This window comes from Streptomyces auratus, assembly GCF_050433025.1.
In the GTDB taxonomy this organism is placed as follows: Bacteria; Actinomycetota; Actinomycetes; order Streptomycetales; family Streptomycetaceae; genus Streptomyces; species Streptomyces sioyaensis.
This window is the reverse complement of the sequence record NZ_JBNGCB010000003.1, coordinates 3,243,042-3,258,283: the sequence shown is the minus strand read 5'-3', so window position 1 is coordinate 3,258,283 and position 15,242 is coordinate 3,243,042. Positions and strand designations below refer to the sequence as shown.

Below are 15,242 nucleotides of genomic sequence, written 5' to 3'. Positions count from 1 at the left end.
CATGAGCGGCCCCGTACCAGGGACTTCCACCGGCGATCGGCCGAGCACGGTACCGGTCCTCTCGGTCGCCGACGTGCACAAGATCTACGCGAGTGGCACGCACGCCTTGCGGGGGGTGTCCCTCGACATCCTGCCCGGCTCTGTGCACGGCCTGATCGGAGCCAACGGTGCCGGGAAGTCGACTCTCATCAAGATTCTCTCCGGGGTGCAGACCGCGTCAGCCGGGACCGTCGCCTGGCGCGGCGAGCCCGCTGCCTGGACGAGCCCCTCACAGGCGCTGTCCGCGGGCATGGCCGCCGTGCACCAGCACACCCCGCTGGTCGACACGCTGACCGTGCTCGACAACGTCTTCCTCGGCTGTCGGGAAACCGTCCGCTGGGACGCGGACCGGCGCTCGGCGCAGCTCGCACGGTTGTGTGAGCGGATCGGTTACGGCCTCGACCCCTCGGAATCCGTCAGTCGACTGTCCATGGGTGCCCGACAGATGGTCGCCATCCTGCAGGCGCTGGCACGCGATCCGGCCGTCATGCTCCTCGACGAGCCGACCGCAGCCCTCTCCCCCACCGAGCGCGAGGTGCTGTTCCGGACGATCCGGCGGCTGCGGAGCCAGGGAACCACCTTTGTGTACGTCTCACACTTCCTCGACGAAATCCTTGACCTCACCGACCACCTCACGGTGCTGCGGGACGGCAAGGTGGTGGTTGACTCCGCCACGTCGGACACCGACAAGGAACAGCTGGTCACAGCCATCGTCGGGGAACGTCTGGCCCGGATCGAGGAACATCCGCCCCCTGCACGCTCGATCGGTGGCCGCCCGCTGCTGACCGTGGAGAACCTGTCCTCCCCGGGGCGGTTCGGGCCGGTGACCCTCACCGCGAAGCCTGGCGAAGTGGTGGGCGTGGCGGGATTGCTCGGCAGCGGCCGGTCCGAACTCCTGCGGGCGATTTTCGGCGCGGACCCGGCCGCGGTCGGCAGTGTCGCTGTGGATGGACGCAATGTGCCTCTCGGCTCGCCGCACATCGCGGTCAGGCGAGGGCTCGCCCTGGTACCGGAGGACCGCACACGTCAGGGGCTGCTGCCCCACTGGGAGATCTGGCGCAACATCTCGCTGCCCTATCTACGCGTCTGGTCCCGTCACCGGGCCCTGGTGAACGGTCCGCAGGAGAAGGAACTGGCCCGGCAGGCCGTTGCGGATCTCGGCATCGCCGCCACCTCCATCGATGTTCCGGTCGGCGAACTCAGCGGCGGCAATGCCCAGAAGGTGGTGTTCGCCAAGTGGCTGTACGGCCCTGCGCGCGTCTTCCTGCTGGACGAGCCGTCCGCTGGCGTCGACGTCGGGGGCAAGGCCGACATCATCCAGTTGATCCGCGGGCTCGCCGACGTGGGGCACGCAGTTCTGATGGTCGACTCCGAACTCGAGGAACTGCTGGGCGCCTGCGATCGGGTGCTGGTGATGCGGCGCGGTCAGTTGATCGCTGAGCGCGACACGGCTGACACCGACCTTCACGAACTCACCGCCCTCGCCAGTGGTTTGTAGAGCGAATGGCATGCAGAAAGGCACGAGGAACATGATTTTCGACACGGCCATTGGTGGCCTCGACCGGCCACGCCAGGGCACCGCGGAGTGGCGCCGCGCGCTGTCACTGCGCTCGGCGGGGGTGGTCTACGCCTTGGTGGTGCTGGTGGGTGTGCTGGCCGTCACCTCGGCGTTTCAGGGTCGTCCCCCCTATCTCAGCGACACCAACGTCAGCAACATCCTTGACCAGTCCGCACTCATCGGCATCCTCGCGGTCTTCATGACGATCACGCTGATCACCGGTAATTTCGACCTCTCGGTCGCCTCCACCGCCGCCCTGTCCGGCACGGTCGCGCTCAAACTGGTCGACGCGCACGGCGTCGTCGTCGCACTGATCGCCGCGCTCCTTGTCGGCACCCTGGTCGGTCTGGTCAACGCGGTCCTGGTGCAGAAGGTCGGCGTTAACGCCTTCATCGTCACCCTTGGGACGCTGACCGCGGTGCGCGGCGTCGTTCAGGCGATCCTCAACGGACAGAGCATCACAGCCACGGACACCGGGTTCCACACCTTCACCACTGCGCATCTGGCCGTAGATCGGACGGTGGCGTTCGCCGCTGGAGCGGTCCTGCTGGCGGTGGGGACGCTGGTCTTCGTCCGAGGCAGGCGCGGCCTGTCGCGGACCTGGATCGAGCCCATGCTCGCCGGGCTGGGCATCGTGCTGGTGGCGGCGGCCAGTCCCGCTCTGCTCCACCAGTCCGTCCCTGTGTGGATCATGCTCGTACTGGCCCTGCTGGCCGGCGCCGTGCTCCGCTACACGGTGATCGGCCGGAACCTGTACGCGGTCGGCGGCAATGCAGAAGCGGCACGACTGTCCGGCATCAACGTCGACCGGTACAAGATGGGGGCATTCGCGCTCAACGGCACCGTGGCCGCACTGGTGGGAGTGCTCTACGCGGGCCGGTTCAACTCCGTCGACCCGACCGTGTTGACCGGTGGCGAGCTCACCGTTATCGCCGCCGCGGTCCTCGGCGGCACTTCGCTGTTCGGCGGGTCGGGATACGTGTCCAAGTCGGTGGTCGGCACACTGATTCTCTTCACCTTGAGCAATGGCTTCAACGTTCTCAACATCGGGTCCAACTACCAGAATGTGGTGCAGGGTTCGGTACTGGTCGCGGCAGCGGCCCTGTACACGGCGTCCAGCCCGCGCGGACGCTCCTTCCTGCGCTCCAGCGGGCTAATACGGAGAAGCAAGCACCGAAAGCCGCTGACGGATACAGGACCCTCATCCCTGATCTTGGACGCTCGCGACACTGGATCTTGAGCCTCTGAGAGCGGACATGTTGTGGTGATGCGTTCGGACGGGCCGCGAAGTGTTTCGCCGGGAAGGCGGCGCGTGGTGAACCGCTTTCAGACCCGCGGATCAACGGACCGATCCGCGACCACCGCGCATCTGTCAACGGCACACCCAGAGCAACGAACAGATGATCCGCACGAGAGAGCCTGGACGGAGCGGTGGACGCCGCACTTCAGCTTCCTCTGTGTGCGTTCGGCGGACCACCGCTCGACCAGGTTCAGCCAGGACGAGCTCGTGGGCGTGAAGTGCAGGTGGAAGCGTGGGGTGTGCCAGCGGCCACTTCTTGAACTCGGGCGTCTTGTGGGTTGCGTAGTTGTAGAGGATCAGGTGCACGCCGAGGTAGGAGGCAGGGGCCTCCTTGTCGAGCTTGGCCAGGAACTTCTTGAACTCGATGGCCCGGTGCCGGCGGTGTAGGGAGCCGGTGGGTCACGTCGCGCAGAAGCCGGACGACAAGCGTCGCGAACAGTCGGATCTCGTTGCAGTGAGCGGGATCAGCCCGTCTGGGGCGGGATGGCGGGCGTGTTCGTCGGTGACTGTGCAGGACGTCAGTGCCTCGTCGACGGTCGTGAACCCGGTTGGGCAGCTCGATGGCGAGGTCGTACCACCACACGCCCGAGGGATCCCGGCTCCCACACCGACCACCATCGCCGTCAGGTGCTGACCGTCCGGAAGCGTGACGTCGGCCAACGGGGCAGCGTCGGGCGGCGCGATGCGCTTGAATGCCTCCGCAAACGTCCGGCTCCACCACCCCACATCACATCTACAACTGCCCCGGGTCACATTGACGGCTCCCCGGTCTGCGTGCAGGGTGCAGGGTGCAGGAGAGCGTGTCGGAATCATCGGTCACCTGGATCAGGGCCGTCGTCACGTAGTGGCTCCTTGAGGGATGTGGGGATCCTCGGACGAGGTGCAGGGCTTCAGATACGGCCGTCGTAGGCGTGGCGCGGCAGCCTGCAGGAGATGACGCTGAACACGGATGCGGCGAGGGCCTGTTCGACGGCCGCGGCCAGTTCCTCGCGGGAAGTGGCGTCGAATCCGAGGCCGCCAAGCGAGCGGCCCACGGCGGCGAAGTCGGTACCGAGGAAGTCGACGCCGAGGTTCGGCTGTCCGTTGGCGCGTTGCTTGATCTCGATCAGGGACAGTGATTGGTCGGCGAAGACGAACACGATGACCGGGGTTTTGGCATCGCGTGCCGTGGCCAGTTCGCCCAGTGTCATCTCCAGGCACGCGTCCCCCGTGAACACCGCCACGGGACGCGAGGGGTCGGCGAGTTTGGCCCCGATGCCCAGTGGCAGGGAGCTGCCCATGGTGCACAGTCCTGACGACTGCATGAGCGATCGCGGTTCGAAGCAGGTCCAGGTCTGGCTGAGCAGGATGCGGTGTGCTCCGCTGTCGACCGAGGCAATGGTGTCAGGCGGGAGCATACGGCGGGCGATATCGACGACGGCGGCTGGTCCCCACGGTTCGTCGAGGCGGTAGATGACGGCGAGCTGGTGCTTGACGCGGGCCGTCTCATCGGGCCGCCACGTCGAGGATTTGTCCAGTCCGTCGCGCAAAACCTTGAGGCCGCTTCGGATATCGCCGACGAAACTGTGCGAGGCCTGGTGCATGTAGTGGGTGTTGCGGCAGGCGGAGAGCTCGATCACGCGGTGCCGTTCGTCCCACACATTGCGCCACCCCGCGCGCATCTCGATGGGGTCGTACCCGGCCAGCAGGATCAGATCCGCGTTCCGGACGACGGGCAGCAGCACCTCATCGGCGCGCGGGGACAGGCCTGCGCCGCCGAGGACCAGCTCGTGGCGTTCGTCCACGATCCCCTTGGCCTTGTAGGTGGTGATCAGCGGGATGCCGAACTCGTCGACCAGGCAACGGATCTCATCCTCCGCGTGGTGGTGCAGTGCCTCAACGCCGGCGATGAGCACCGGTCGGCTGGCCTCTGCCAGCCACTGCCGGGCCTGCATGAGATCGTCCGAAGCCGCCGGCGCGCTTGCGGCGGGCGGAGTGCGGCGGGTTCCCGTCGCACGCGTTGCTTGCTGCGTGGCGACGGAGATCGGCACGTCGATGTGCACGGGACCGGGCGGATCGTCGATCGCGATCGCGATCGCCTTGTCGATCAGCGCCTCGGCCGCCGCGGGGGTCATGCGCAGCGATGCCTTGGTGATCGGCTTCATCAGCGCCGCGTGGTCGAAAACCTGGTGGCTATAGGTGGCGGCCTCGTCCTCGTCGACGCAGCCGGTGATGAACAGCATCGGCACGCGATCCTGCCAGGCGTTGGCCACGACGTTGGTCGCGTTCGCGACCCCGGGACCGAGCGTGGCGATCAGAACTCCGGGGGCGCCGCTGCGGTGGAACACGCCCTCGGCCATGAACCCACCCGAGTTCTCGTGTTTGACCAGCGTGAACTTGACACCTGCCTGGTGAATTCCCCGCATGAGGGCGAGAACCTCGCCGCCGGGAATGCCGAACGCGTGCCGGCAGCCTGCTTCGTGCAGCCGTCGACCGATGACCTGTGCGACTGTGGGAGACGCCATTACTGGGCCTTGTCAGGTGAGGGCTCGGGCTTGCGGAGGTAGCCATTGCGCGTTTGGGGCAGCTTCATCCCCAACACTGAACTGGCGAGCTGAGTGCGCAGAATCTGCGCGGTACCGCCTGCGATGGTGAACATGCGCGCGTCGCGGACGTGCCGCTCGAGCGGGAGGTCGCTGCCGTAACCAGAGGAACCGTGGATCTGCAGCGCGTCATTGGTGACCTTGCAGGCCATCTCGGCCGCAAAGATCTTGGCTTGTGCCGCCGCCGCCATGTCCGGGAAGTCCCCTTGGCCGCCGCACGCGGCCGCCCGCAGCAGGTGCCGCGCCGCGGCTATCTGTGTGGTCATGTCGGCCAACATCCACTGCAAGCCCTGGAACTCGGCGATCGGCCGGCCGAACTGATGGCGGTGCTTCGCGTAGGCGACGGCCTCCTCGAAAGCTCCCTGCGCGATGCCCAGCGCCACCGTCCCCGCGCCTACGCGCTGTGCGTTGTAGGCCCGCATCAGTTGAGCGAAGCCGCGCACCAACCCGCCTGGCGGTACGACCAGCATCGACTTGTGAATCATCAGGTCATGGAATTCCAGGTGGGTTTCCGGAATGCCCCGCACGCCCATCGCGCGGGTACGTTTGGTCACCACGAGTTCGCTCGGTGAGTCCTCGCCTTCGCGCAGGCAGATGAAGGCGCCGATACCCTGCTCCACACCATCGTCGACAACGCGGGCGAAGATCAGGTGCAGGCGGGAGACCCCGCCACCGGTGATCCAGTATTTCTCGCCGTTGAGGTAGTAGTGCTCGCCGTGCCGGTCGGCGCGGGTGGTCATCTCGCTGGCGGCGCTTCCTGCTCCCGGTTCCGAGATGCAGATCGCGGGTTTGTCGCCGGCCAGCACGGCAGCGGCGGCGAGACGGCGCTGTTCCTCCGTGCCGTAGCGCATGATCGCGCTGATCGCACCCAAGTTCGCTTCGACCGTGATGCGACCCATGGTGGCGCATGCCTTGGCGATTTCCTCGATGACCAGCACCGTGTCGAGGTAGCTCAACCCACGCCCGCCCAGGCTGACGGGAATGGTCATGCCCATGAACCCGGCTTCGCGCAGCTTGGCCACGTTGTCCCAGGGGTAGGCCTCCGTGCGGTCGGTTTCCGCCGCCGTCGGCGCGAACTCCAGCCTTGCAAGCTCACGTGCCTGAGCCTGCAAGGCCATCTGCTCGAAAGTTAGCTCGTACATGACTCACCTTTGTGGGCAGTGGTCGACGGCCCGGACCGAAGCCAGTCGTCGAGGACCTGGTCGCGGTGTTCGTTCAAGCGCGGCGGCACCCGCCGGTATGTGGGCGGCGTGGCAGACATCCGCAGTGGGTTGGCCAACAGCGTGATCTCGCGGGCGTCGGCCCAGTCACACGGCATGCGCACCTCGGCACCACGGGCCACCACATGCGGATCGGCGAAGACCTCGGCCAGGTCGTTGACCGGACCGCACGGCACGCCCACAGCTTGAAGCGCGTCCAGCCAGTGGCTGCGAGGTCGTGCTTGTAGTCGCTGCGCGATGCGTGCGCACAGCTCCTCGCGGTGCGCCACACGCGCAGGATTGGTGGCAAAGCGGCTGTCGGTGGCAAGTTCGTCCGCGCCGGCGACCGTGCAGAATCGAGCGAACTGCGAGTCGTTGCCCACTGCGAGGATCATCTGCGCGTCGCTGGTGTCGAACACCTGGTACGGCACGATGTTGGGGTGTCCATTGCCCAGGCGCCCGGGCACTGTGCGGGTCAGCAGGTAGTTGGTGCCCGCGTTGGCCAGCCACGCGATCTGCGTGTCCATCAGCGAGATGTCGATGTACTGCCCGGCACCGCCGGCCTGCCGGTGATGCAGGGCGGCCAGAATGCCTGCGACCGCATACATGCCCGTCATCACGTCCGCGATGCCGACGCCGGTCTTCATCGGTTCACCGTCCGGCTCACCCGTCACGCTCATGATCCCGCCCATGCCCTGGATCAGGAAGTCGTAGCCGGTCCGGTCCGCGTAGGGCCCCGTCTGCCCGAAACCGGTGATCGAGCAGTAGATCAGGCGCGGATGCCGCCGCCGAAGCTGGTCATAGGCCAACCCATAGCGCGCGAGGCTGCCCGGTTTGTGGTTTTCCACCAGCACATCGGCGCGCGCGACGAGTTCGAGCACCAGCTCGCGTCCCGCTGGACTGGCCAGGTCGATGGCGATCGAGCGCTTGTTGCGGTTGGCGCACAGGTAGTAGGCGCTTTCCGCGGTGGGCCGACCGTCCACGCCGGACACATAGGGCGGGCCCCACCGGCGGGTGTCGTCCCCTTCGCCAGGCTTCTCGACTTTCACCACGTCCGCTCCGAGGTCCCCGAGCAACTGGGTCGCGGTCGGGCCGGCAAGGATCCGGGAAAGGTCCAGAACCCGTACTCCGGCGAGAGCCTCGGGCGGCAAGCCGTTCATGACAGCCGCTCCAGCGCGGTGGCCAGCCGGTCGGCGGCCAGGTGCAGCCTGTCATCCGAGGTCGCATACGACAGCCGCATGAAGCCGGGCATACCGAAGCCGGAACCGGGGACGACGGCCACACCTTCGTCGAGCAGGTACGAAGCGAACGCGACGTCGTCGGTGATCAACCGGCCGTCCGGCGCGGTGCGCCCGAGAAACGCTCGCACGTCGGGGAACAGATAGAAGGCGCCCTGCGGGCGGGGCGCACGCAGCCCAGGAAACCCGGCGAACCGCTCGAGCAGCAGATCGCGGCGGTGCTGGAAGACCTGACAACGGCGACGTACCTCGTCCTGCGGCCCGTCGAGCGCGGCTGCCGCTGCGGCCTGCGACACCGAGGAGGTATGCGAGTTGATCTGCATTTGGATCTTGGTCATCGCCTCGACCAGGGCACGCGGCCCGCACGCGTAGCCGACGCGCCAACCGGTCATCGCATACGCTTTCGAAACCCCGTTGACGGTCAGGATGCGGTGGCGCAGATCGGGTGCGATCTCAGCCAGTGTCGCGAAGCGCGTGCCGTCGAAGAGGATGTGCTCATAGATTTCGTCACTCAGGATCAGGAAGTCTCGGTGATGGCTGCGGCGTACCACCTCGGCGAAGGCGAGCAACTGCTCGGCGGTGTAAGCGGTGCCGGATGGATTGCTCGGCGAGTTCAGCACCAGCCACTTCGTTCGCGTGGTGATCGCGTCCGCCAGCGCCTGCGGCTGTACTGCGTAGCCGGTATCCGGTGAGGTCTCCAGTGGCCTCAGCACGCCGCCGTTCATGCCGACGCTGTCGGCATAGGACGCCCAATAGGGCGCCGGGATCAGGACCTCATCACCGGGGTTGAGGGTGGCCAGGAACGCCTGGTAGACGACCTGTTTGGCTCCGCAGCCCACGGTGACGTCGGCAGCGGTGCACGGGATGCCGTTGTGGCCCTGGAACTTGCGGACGATCGCCTCCCGCAAAGTCACCGAACCGTTGATCGGGGTGTACCGGGTCTGGCCCGCGGCGATCGCCCGGACCGCGGCCTCGCCGACATGCTCGCGTGTGGGGAAATCCGACTCACCGAGCGTCATGTCGACTACGTTGCGGCCCCCACGTACCGCCTGCCGGGTCTGCTCCGCCATCACCTGGATCGGTGACGGCCGCAGCTTGCTGAGCGTGGTGGAGAACATGACCGACAGGACTCCTTTGTGCTCCGCCGAGCCCCGTTGTGGACTGACAACTCGCAGCCTAGGATTCAGTTTCCTCATCAACAATTGAAGTTGAGTTCAACATGAAGGATCCCGGCGCGTTCCCGACGCTCAAGCAACTGAACCTGTTCCTGGCCCTGGTCACCTCCGACACCATTGCGAGCGCCGGGACCAGTCTCGGCATGACCCCGTCAGCCACCAGTCACGCGCTGCGGGCACTCGAAGCCACTCTCGGGACGGCAGTCGTCGACCGCAACGCACCTGGTGTCGAGCTGACCTACGCCGGGCAGCAGATCCTCCCCCACGTCCGCGACGTCTTCGCGGCGCTGCAGTTGATCCAGACCACCGCAGCCGCCAGCGCGGGCCTGAAAGCCGGCCTGCTGCGGATCGGCTCGTTCGGCGCCAGCTCCTCGCTCACCCTGCTCCCACCTCTGCTCGCCGGGTTCCGGAAGCGCTACCCGGGAGTCGAGGTGTACGTGGCCGAGAAGACCGACCTCGAAATCGAGCAGGACCTGACCGAGCGGCGCATCGAGATCGGCGTGGTCACCCTGCCGAAACCGCAGTTCGACACCCTGCCGCTGGCCGTCGACGAGATGGTCGCGGTCGTCCCGGAGCGGCACGAGCTCGCCGACACCGACCCCGTCGACCTGCGTGACCTGGGGCAGCATCCCGTCATCCTCACCCACGCCGGCTCCCAGGAGCTGATCGCCCGCATGTTCACCCGCGCGGACATCCAGCCGAAGGTGACGCACGAACTGCAGCAGCTGATCTCACTCCTCGAGTTCGTGGCTCAGGGGCACGGCGTCTCGATCGTGGCGTCGCTTGCTCTTCCCGACCACTATGACGGCGTCGTCTATCGCAGGATCACCCCACGCGCGTCACGACGAGTCGGCCTGGCATGTCTCAACGAGGGACGGCTCTCCCCTGCGGCGGCGGCGCTGTGGCGTCAGGCTCGAACCATGCACACTCTCCCGGAGTGAGCACCGCCGGTTCACCGTCGAGATCAGCGCCCCGAGCGAGACCAACCCGGCAAGTAGCGTCGACAGCGCACCCAGCAGGGGCCCACGACGGCTGGTCCTCACAGCACGGAACCGCACCGCGCACAGAAACCGGTTCCAGCGGTCGCGATCATGTCCGTCTCGCCGCACTCAGCGGACAAGCTGAGGGCTCAGCCGGCGATCAGGACGTTGAAGGTGGGTCATCGAGCGCACCATGTCCTGGCTCACCCGCTGCCCCCGGCTCAACCACCAGGGGTGGCACCGGTGTCTTCCTGTCTGCGCATTCAGGAATTAGGTGGGTCGGACGGCGTCATGGACGGCCGAACGCGACTCTCAGTCCATGGAGGCAGATACGCGCTTCAAAGGATTGAAGGAGTGGACGTGTCGGTGAAGAAGCTTGACCTCGGTCTCGTGTCGGAGCGCACGTCGGCATACGAGGAGTGGACCGAGGGGGCGATGTGTGCGCAGACCGACCCCGAGCGGTTCTTCCCTGAATTGGGTGGCACCGCGGCGGACGCGAGAAAGATCTGCAGCCGGTGCGAGGTCAAGGCGGCATGCCTGGAGTACGCGCTGAAGAACAACGAGCCCTACGGGGTCTGGGGAGGACTCACCCGGCAAGAGCGTCGCCGTATGAAGCGCAGTTCTTGATCCGCCGACTGTCACAGCGGCCCGCTGTCATGTCGCAACCGCGCGGAGCCTTCCGCGTCATTTCTGGCCCTCCCGAGACTCAGGACTTACAAAGCCTCCTGCGTTTCGGAGGGGCTGGAATTGCCGTGCGGGGAGGACCAGGAGTCCATGAGCGACCTGAAGAGATCCGGCTGGGGTGGGGCGGGGGACGGCCGAGCCGTTCGGGGCAGCTGGCGCACCACCCGTGCCAGGGCACCAGCGACCGGGGCTGCGGTCGAGCCGGAGACCGTACGGCTGATTCGACTCGGCCGGGACCCGTTTCCGCACACCCTGTCCACCGGCGTTCCGGCTGCACCCGCACTCGCACCCCGCAAGGCCGAACTGGTTCGCCGCGCCAGGCTCGGGGAATGCCGCGCCGTTCACAGACTCTGCAGGTGGGCTTTGCGTCCGGCCAGGAGAATCATCGAGCGTTACCTCGGTCCGGCAGAGCGGGATGGTGCGGAGGAGCTGCTCTTCGGCTCCTGCCGGAGAGCCGTCCAGGTGCTGCAGCAGTCCCCCGAGGACGACCGGACCCTCGACTTCGAGCGAGAGGTGAGGATCGCCGTCAGGGTGGCCGCCGGCTGCCATGTGCTGCGCCGGGAGGTCTCGGGAGACGACAGGAGTACCGAGGAGACGCTTATCGCTTACGACGTCCTGGCCTCCCTCCCTGCGCACCACGCCGACGTCCTGTGGGCGATTGGGGTCGAGGGCGAACCGACGACGCGATACCCGCCCGGCCTGCTACAGACCAGCCGTGATGCCCTCGTCGACGCCTATCTGTGGCGGGCGCTGCGCCGCACCGGGACCGTGGAGTCACGAGGGGATCACCTGTCATATCTGACGGCCGCCTCATACGTGCGGTTCGAACTGACAGCTGGCCGGAGGGCCGACGTCCGCGCCCATCTGCAAAGGTGCACGCTGTGCCGGTTGCTGGTTGCGGAGGTCGCGGTCCCGGGCGCCAGTCTGCCGTCACAGCTCACCAGGGCGGTGACGACAGGCGGGCGAGCACCGGGACCGGGCTGGGCACGACGGGCATCGGTGGGTCGGCGGGCCGCACCGCCCACCGCCTGAGCCGACCGCGGCACCGGCCATGACGCTGGCGCGGACGATGCTGTCTGGCTGACAGGTCAGATGGGCCCGGTCCGCGCCCTGGCCCGGTCGCGCCGGTGGCTTTTGTGGGCGGAAACAAAGATGATCACGGCGAGGACGAGAGCCATCGCGATGGCGAAACCGACGAGAAGAAAATCAGCGGTGTGATAGCGGGGTGGCGGTATCACGTGGGTGAAGCCATTGGGGGCGGCTGCGGAGGGGGCTGCGGAGGCCGGTATCGCATGTGTGGGCGTCATGAAGCGGCTCTGTACTGGGCCTTGGACATGACCTCCGACGCGGAGGACGACGTTCCGGGCTGGGTCCGCGGGCCCCTGCCGGGCACTTCGGGCTGCGGCCGACGGAAGCCAGCAGGAGGCCCGGCCGGCGGCGGGTTGGGCACCGCGCCCGGGTTTCGCACGATTGCCATGGCGAGGGTGAGGGTGGCTGCGCGAACGCAGACCGCGCAGCCGCGCGCATAGACCGGGTGGACCTGGCACGGACTCCACGTCTGCCGGAGAGCGCGAAGTACATGCTCCCGGTCGTGCTTCCAGACAGGGTCGACGTTCTCGCTCAGATAGCCCCGCTCAATGGCTGCGATGACCGCGAGTGCCCGGTTCTTGACCCCGAAGGCCGCGTAGATGGCTCGCAGGTGCGACTGCACAGTGGCGCAGCTGATACTCAGTGCATCGGCGATCTGGTTCGCCGTGGCACCGCTCAGCATGTACCGCAGAACCTCCTCCTGCCGCGGGGTGAGCACGCGAGGCGGCGGTGGTGACGCGGGTGGCAGCGTGGGCATCGTCATGGCTGGGACCTCTCCCGTAGGGGGCAGGGCTGGTGCCGCTGTCAAAGACGGCACCTGGACAGAGACACCAGCCCCGCCCCTATGACGCCATCACGGACCAATGGCTTTGTAGTTCTCCTTCTTCTTGTCCACGAACGACTCAGACCTGGGCGTTCGCGGAGGCCTCTCATCGTTCTGTCCGGGCGAAATTCTCACTACGGCGTCCAGTTCTTGACTGGGCCCGGGACAGGTTGGCTGAGGCGGAGGGGCTGGCCTCGCGTTTCTCATCAACGTCTCCGATCGGGCACCGCGCTGGACACGTTGATGAGAAACGGACAGGTCACATGAGTCCCTACAGGCTTGCCTCCTTGTCAGGGACGGCCGAAGAAGGTGGGATAGTAACTGGACATGTACGAAATACGGATCTTCTTCCCTGGTCGGGGCGCCTCCACATAGCTTTCGTTGCCCAGGTAGACAGCCACGTGGTGGACGCCCGACTGCCGTCCGTTGGACGACCAGAAGAGCAGGTCACCGCGGCGGAGGCTGCTCCGCGAGATCTTCGTGACCGCTCCGTACTGGTCGGAGGCCACGCGCGGCAGGAGGATCCCGGCGCGCCGGTACGCCTGCTGTACCAGGCCGGAGCAGTCGTAGCCGACGGGGCCGTCGCCGCCCCAGATGTAGGGCTTGCCGAGCTGGGCGAGGGCGTAGTCCACAGCTCGTTCGACACCGGAGCTGCGGCTGGTGCGGGTGGGTGCCGTCTTCGGCTCCGAGGAGGTGGACGGGGAGCCGGCGGTATGCCTGCGCTGCAGGTAGATGTCGTAATGACTCGTCCAACGCCATTCCCCCTTGGACTTGAACCAGTACCTGGTCCCGTCCCACCCCTCGTGCTGCGGCGCCAGCCACGTCTGCTTGGCCGGAGCCTGCCGGGTGCGCTGGAGGTAGATGCTGTAGTGGCTCGTCCATCGCCACTCACCCTTGGACTTGAACCAGTACCTGGCCCCGTCCCATCCCGCCTTGCTCGGGGCCGGCATGGCCTCGGCCGAGGGAGCGGTGGCCACCCCCAGGCCCACCACGCCCGTGGCGAGGGCGAGCACCACACCGGCCGCCCGCCTACCACGGGCGCCGCCCTGGCGACTGTGCAGCGGTTGCTCGGTTCCCGCGGCCATGTCCAGGACACCGAGCTGCGTGGTGCAGTACTCGCAGTCGTCACCTCCCTCAACGGCACCTATTTCGACGAACTCTGTCGGTCCGGCCATTGGCTTCCCCATTCCTTGAGGTTCGCGCTCGGGGTGAGCAGCGAAAGCACGAGCAGGCGCAGGAACGAAGGGTCCTGGCCTGCGGACTGTTGCTCGTCGGCGCCTTCCTTGGCCCTGATCTGCTCAAGGGCAGCCCAGGCGACATCGACGGCGTCACTGATGACAGTGCTGCGCAGTTCGGCGTTGAGCTCGGCCTGCTGCAGTCTGCGGATGCTCTCGGCGACCTTCGTGTCGTAACCGAGGGAAAGCTGTTGGACGGAGTAGATCTCCAGGCCCAGCGAAGCCATCTCGGCGACCAGGGCGCGGGTCATTTCCTCGCCGAACCACTTCCCGTCCCGCAGCGTCGGACCGGGTGCGCCGAACCGGTCGCACGGCAGTGTCGCGGCGACTTCGCACACCGTTGCCGCCGCCTGTTCGCGAAGGAACTCCTCGTGGTCACTGACCGCGAAGGTGGCCCGGGCGGTGTCTTTTACCCGCCAGACAAATAGCAGGCTGACGACCACCGGATGACCGACGCGGTCCACAGCGGCCATGGAATCGCCCCGGAAGTGACGCAGCCGTACGTCCACACGGTGCCGCCTGAGGAAGGGGTTCACCCACAGCAGGCCTGCCCTGCGAACCGTGCCCCGGTATCGCCCCCACCGGGACAGCACGACGGCGAAACCTGCCCGGTTGCCCATCAGGCCACTCACCGCGAACAGCAGGAGAACGCCGAGACAGATGAGGGGTACCGGGGCCGGCTCGGGCAGGTTCACCCGACGCGGGAGGTAGGGGAGCCTCCCCGCGATCACGGCGATGGCGGCACCGCACAGCAGCACCCACAGCAGGGCGATCCAGCCGGGCAGGACCAGACGCGGGCGGTACTCACGTATGTCCGTGACGAGCCGCGGTGTCCGCCGCCGTACCTCGCCGGGTGTCGCTGGTTCGGGAGAGAGGTCAGAGCCGGGATCCGGTATCGGCAGGAGATCGGCAGGGAACTCAAGCGTGCTCTCGTTTTGTGTGGCCAACTCCTCGGGCTGATCCGGAACTTTGAATGGCGTGTTCCCCAGACGCTCAACGAAGAGGGGGAACTCATCGTCGGGCGGCATCGAATTCACGAGCGGCCCTACACGTTCGTCCTTCAACCGCGGCTTCCTCTTCACCATGTCAGCCGGCCGCATTGACCGGACCTGGGTTGATGAGGCCCCAACTGGCGCTGCATGACGCAGGGAAATCACGATTCTATGTGACGTACGACACAAGAAGTGTGGGGCGATCACCCCACGAGTGGGATTCCGCAGCTCAACCCCCCTCCACGGGAGCCCGGGTACGCCCACCCACCAGGCATCACCCCATCAATCTCATGGAGGCCGAAACTGGAGGTTATTGACGCTATAACTTACGGCTTTCTAACGTGTCAC

The 15,242-nt window shown here is 66.8% G+C and carries 12 protein-coding genes and 1 pseudogene; 5 read left to right on the top strand and 8 right to left on the bottom strand.

All coding sequences use genetic code 11. The features are described 5' to 3' along the window. Position 1 precedes the first annotated feature (1 nt). Both BKA18_RS34010 and BKA18_RS34005 read left to right on the top strand, forming a co-directional pair. Positions 2-1,537 carry a sugar ABC transporter ATP-binding protein gene (locus BKA18_RS34010; protein ID WP_366047317.1) on the top strand — a complete coding sequence of 512 codons (1,536 nt, stop codon included), beginning with the start codon at positions 2-4 and terminating at the stop codon, positions 1,535-1,537. A gap of 31 nt (positions 1,538-1,568) precedes the next feature. Beyond that, the gene (locus BKA18_RS34005) at positions 1,569-2,837 is read left to right on the top strand and encodes an ABC transporter permease (RefSeq protein ID WP_366047316.1); all 1,269 of its coding nucleotides are present in this window, start codon (positions 1,569-1,571) and stop codon (positions 2,835-2,837) included. Between the two features lie 170 nt (positions 2,838-3,007). On the opposite strand, the pseudogene BKA18_RS34000 reads toward BKA18_RS34005, so the two are convergent. From BKA18_RS34000 to BKA18_RS33980, 5 genes and pseudogenes are all read right to left on the bottom strand, one after another. Continuing rightward, positions 3,008-3,290 (bottom strand): annotated as a pseudogene (locus tag BKA18_RS34000) (transposase); the annotation flags it as partial. Positions 3,291-3,787: 497 nt separating this feature from the next. Then, positions 3,788-5,401: a thiamine pyrophosphate-binding protein gene (locus BKA18_RS33995; protein WP_366047315.1), complete on the bottom strand. Its 1,614-nt coding sequence runs from the start codon at positions 5,399-5,401 to the stop codon at positions 3,788-3,790. Next, entirely contained in the window at positions 5,401-6,621 is a 1,221-nt protein-coding gene (acdA, locus tag BKA18_RS33990; RefSeq protein ID WP_366047314.1) for a 3-sulfinopropanoyl-CoA desulfinase, read from the bottom strand. The genes BKA18_RS33995 and acdA overlap by 1 nt, the downstream gene beginning before the upstream one ends. Next, complete coding sequence (locus BKA18_RS33985) at positions 6,609-7,838, bottom strand: CaiB/BaiF CoA transferase family protein (RefSeq protein WP_366047313.1); 1,230 nt, start codon at positions 7,836-7,838, stop codon at positions 6,609-6,611. The genes acdA and BKA18_RS33985 overlap by 13 nt, the downstream gene beginning before the upstream one ends. Continuing rightward, a complete protein-coding gene (locus BKA18_RS33980) occupies positions 7,835-9,034 on the bottom strand; it encodes a pyridoxal phosphate-dependent aminotransferase (protein WP_366047312.1) in 1,200 nt (399 codons plus the stop codon). The genes BKA18_RS33985 and BKA18_RS33980 overlap by 4 nt, the downstream gene beginning before the upstream one ends. A 101-nt stretch (positions 9,035-9,135) precedes the next feature. On the opposite strand from BKA18_RS33980, the gene BKA18_RS33975 reads away from it, so the two are divergent. The 3 genes from BKA18_RS33975 (at position 9,136) to BKA18_RS33965 (ending at position 11,787) form a co-directional block, all read left to right on the top strand. Continuing rightward, on the top strand, positions 9,136-10,032 hold the full coding sequence (locus BKA18_RS33975) for a LysR family transcriptional regulator (protein WP_366047311.1): 897 nt from the start codon (positions 9,136-9,138) through the stop codon (positions 10,030-10,032). A gap of 405 nt (positions 10,033-10,437) precedes the next feature. Beyond that, entirely contained in the window at positions 10,438-10,698 is a 261-nt protein-coding gene (locus BKA18_RS33970) for a WhiB family transcriptional regulator (RefSeq protein ID WP_366047321.1), read from the top strand. A 519-nt stretch (positions 10,699-11,217) separates the two neighbouring features. Then, positions 11,218-11,787: a hypothetical protein gene (locus BKA18_RS33965; protein ID WP_366047310.1), complete on the top strand. Its 570-nt coding sequence runs from the start codon at positions 11,218-11,220 to the stop codon at positions 11,785-11,787. A 271-nt stretch (positions 11,788-12,058) separates the two neighbouring features. Here the strand turns inward: BKA18_RS33965 and BKA18_RS33960 are convergent, their stop codons facing one another. The 3 genes from BKA18_RS33960 to BKA18_RS33950 all read right to left on the bottom strand — a co-directional run bounded on the left by BKA18_RS33960 (position 12,059) and on the right by BKA18_RS33950 (position 14,966). Further along, positions 12,059-12,607: a response regulator transcription factor gene (locus tag BKA18_RS33960; protein ID WP_366047309.1), complete on the bottom strand. Its 549-nt coding sequence runs from the start codon at positions 12,605-12,607 to the stop codon at positions 12,059-12,061. A 350-nt stretch (positions 12,608-12,957) separates the two neighbouring features. Beyond that, on the bottom strand, positions 12,958-13,842 hold the full coding sequence (locus BKA18_RS33955) for a C40 family peptidase (protein ID WP_366047308.1): 885 nt from the start codon (positions 13,840-13,842) through the stop codon (positions 12,958-12,960). Further along, complete coding sequence (locus BKA18_RS33950; RefSeq protein ID WP_366047307.1) at positions 13,812-14,966, bottom strand: SPFH domain-containing protein; 1,155 nt, start codon at positions 14,964-14,966, stop codon at positions 13,812-13,814. The genes BKA18_RS33955 and BKA18_RS33950 overlap by 31 nt, the downstream gene beginning before the upstream one ends. Positions 14,967-15,242 lie beyond the last annotated feature (276 nt).

Excerpts from the sequence above, each read along its gene's own strand:
- BKA18_RS34010 (WP_366047317.1), top strand. The coding sequence starts at position 2 with ATGAGCGGCCCCGTACCAGGGACTTCCACCGGCGATCGGCCGAGCACG.
- BKA18_RS34005 (WP_366047316.1), top strand. The coding sequence starts at position 1,569 with ATGATTTTCGACACGGCCATTGGTGGCCTCGACCGGCCACGCCAGGGC.
- BKA18_RS33995 (WP_366047315.1), bottom strand. The coding sequence starts at position 5,401 with ATGGCGTCTCCCACAGTCGCACAGGTCATCGGTCGACGGCTGCACGAA.
- acdA (WP_366047314.1), bottom strand. The coding sequence starts at position 6,621 with ATGTACGAGCTAACTTTCGAGCAGATGGCCTTGCAGGCTCAGGCACGT.
- BKA18_RS33985 (WP_366047313.1), bottom strand. The coding sequence starts at position 7,838 with ATGAACGGCTTGCCGCCCGAGGCTCTCGCCGGAGTACGGGTTCTGGAC.
- BKA18_RS33980 (WP_366047312.1), bottom strand. The coding sequence starts at position 9,034 with ATGTTCTCCACCACGCTCAGCAAGCTGCGGCCGTCACCGATCCAGGTG.
- BKA18_RS33975 (WP_366047311.1), top strand. The coding sequence starts at position 9,136 with ATGAAGGATCCCGGCGCGTTCCCGACGCTCAAGCAACTGAACCTGTTC.
- BKA18_RS33960 (WP_366047309.1), bottom strand. The coding sequence starts at position 12,607 with ATGACGATGCCCACGCTGCCACCCGCGTCACCACCGCCGCCTCGCGTG.
- BKA18_RS33955 (WP_366047308.1), bottom strand. The coding sequence starts at position 13,842 with ATGGCCGGACCGACAGAGTTCGTCGAAATAGGTGCCGTTGAGGGAGGT.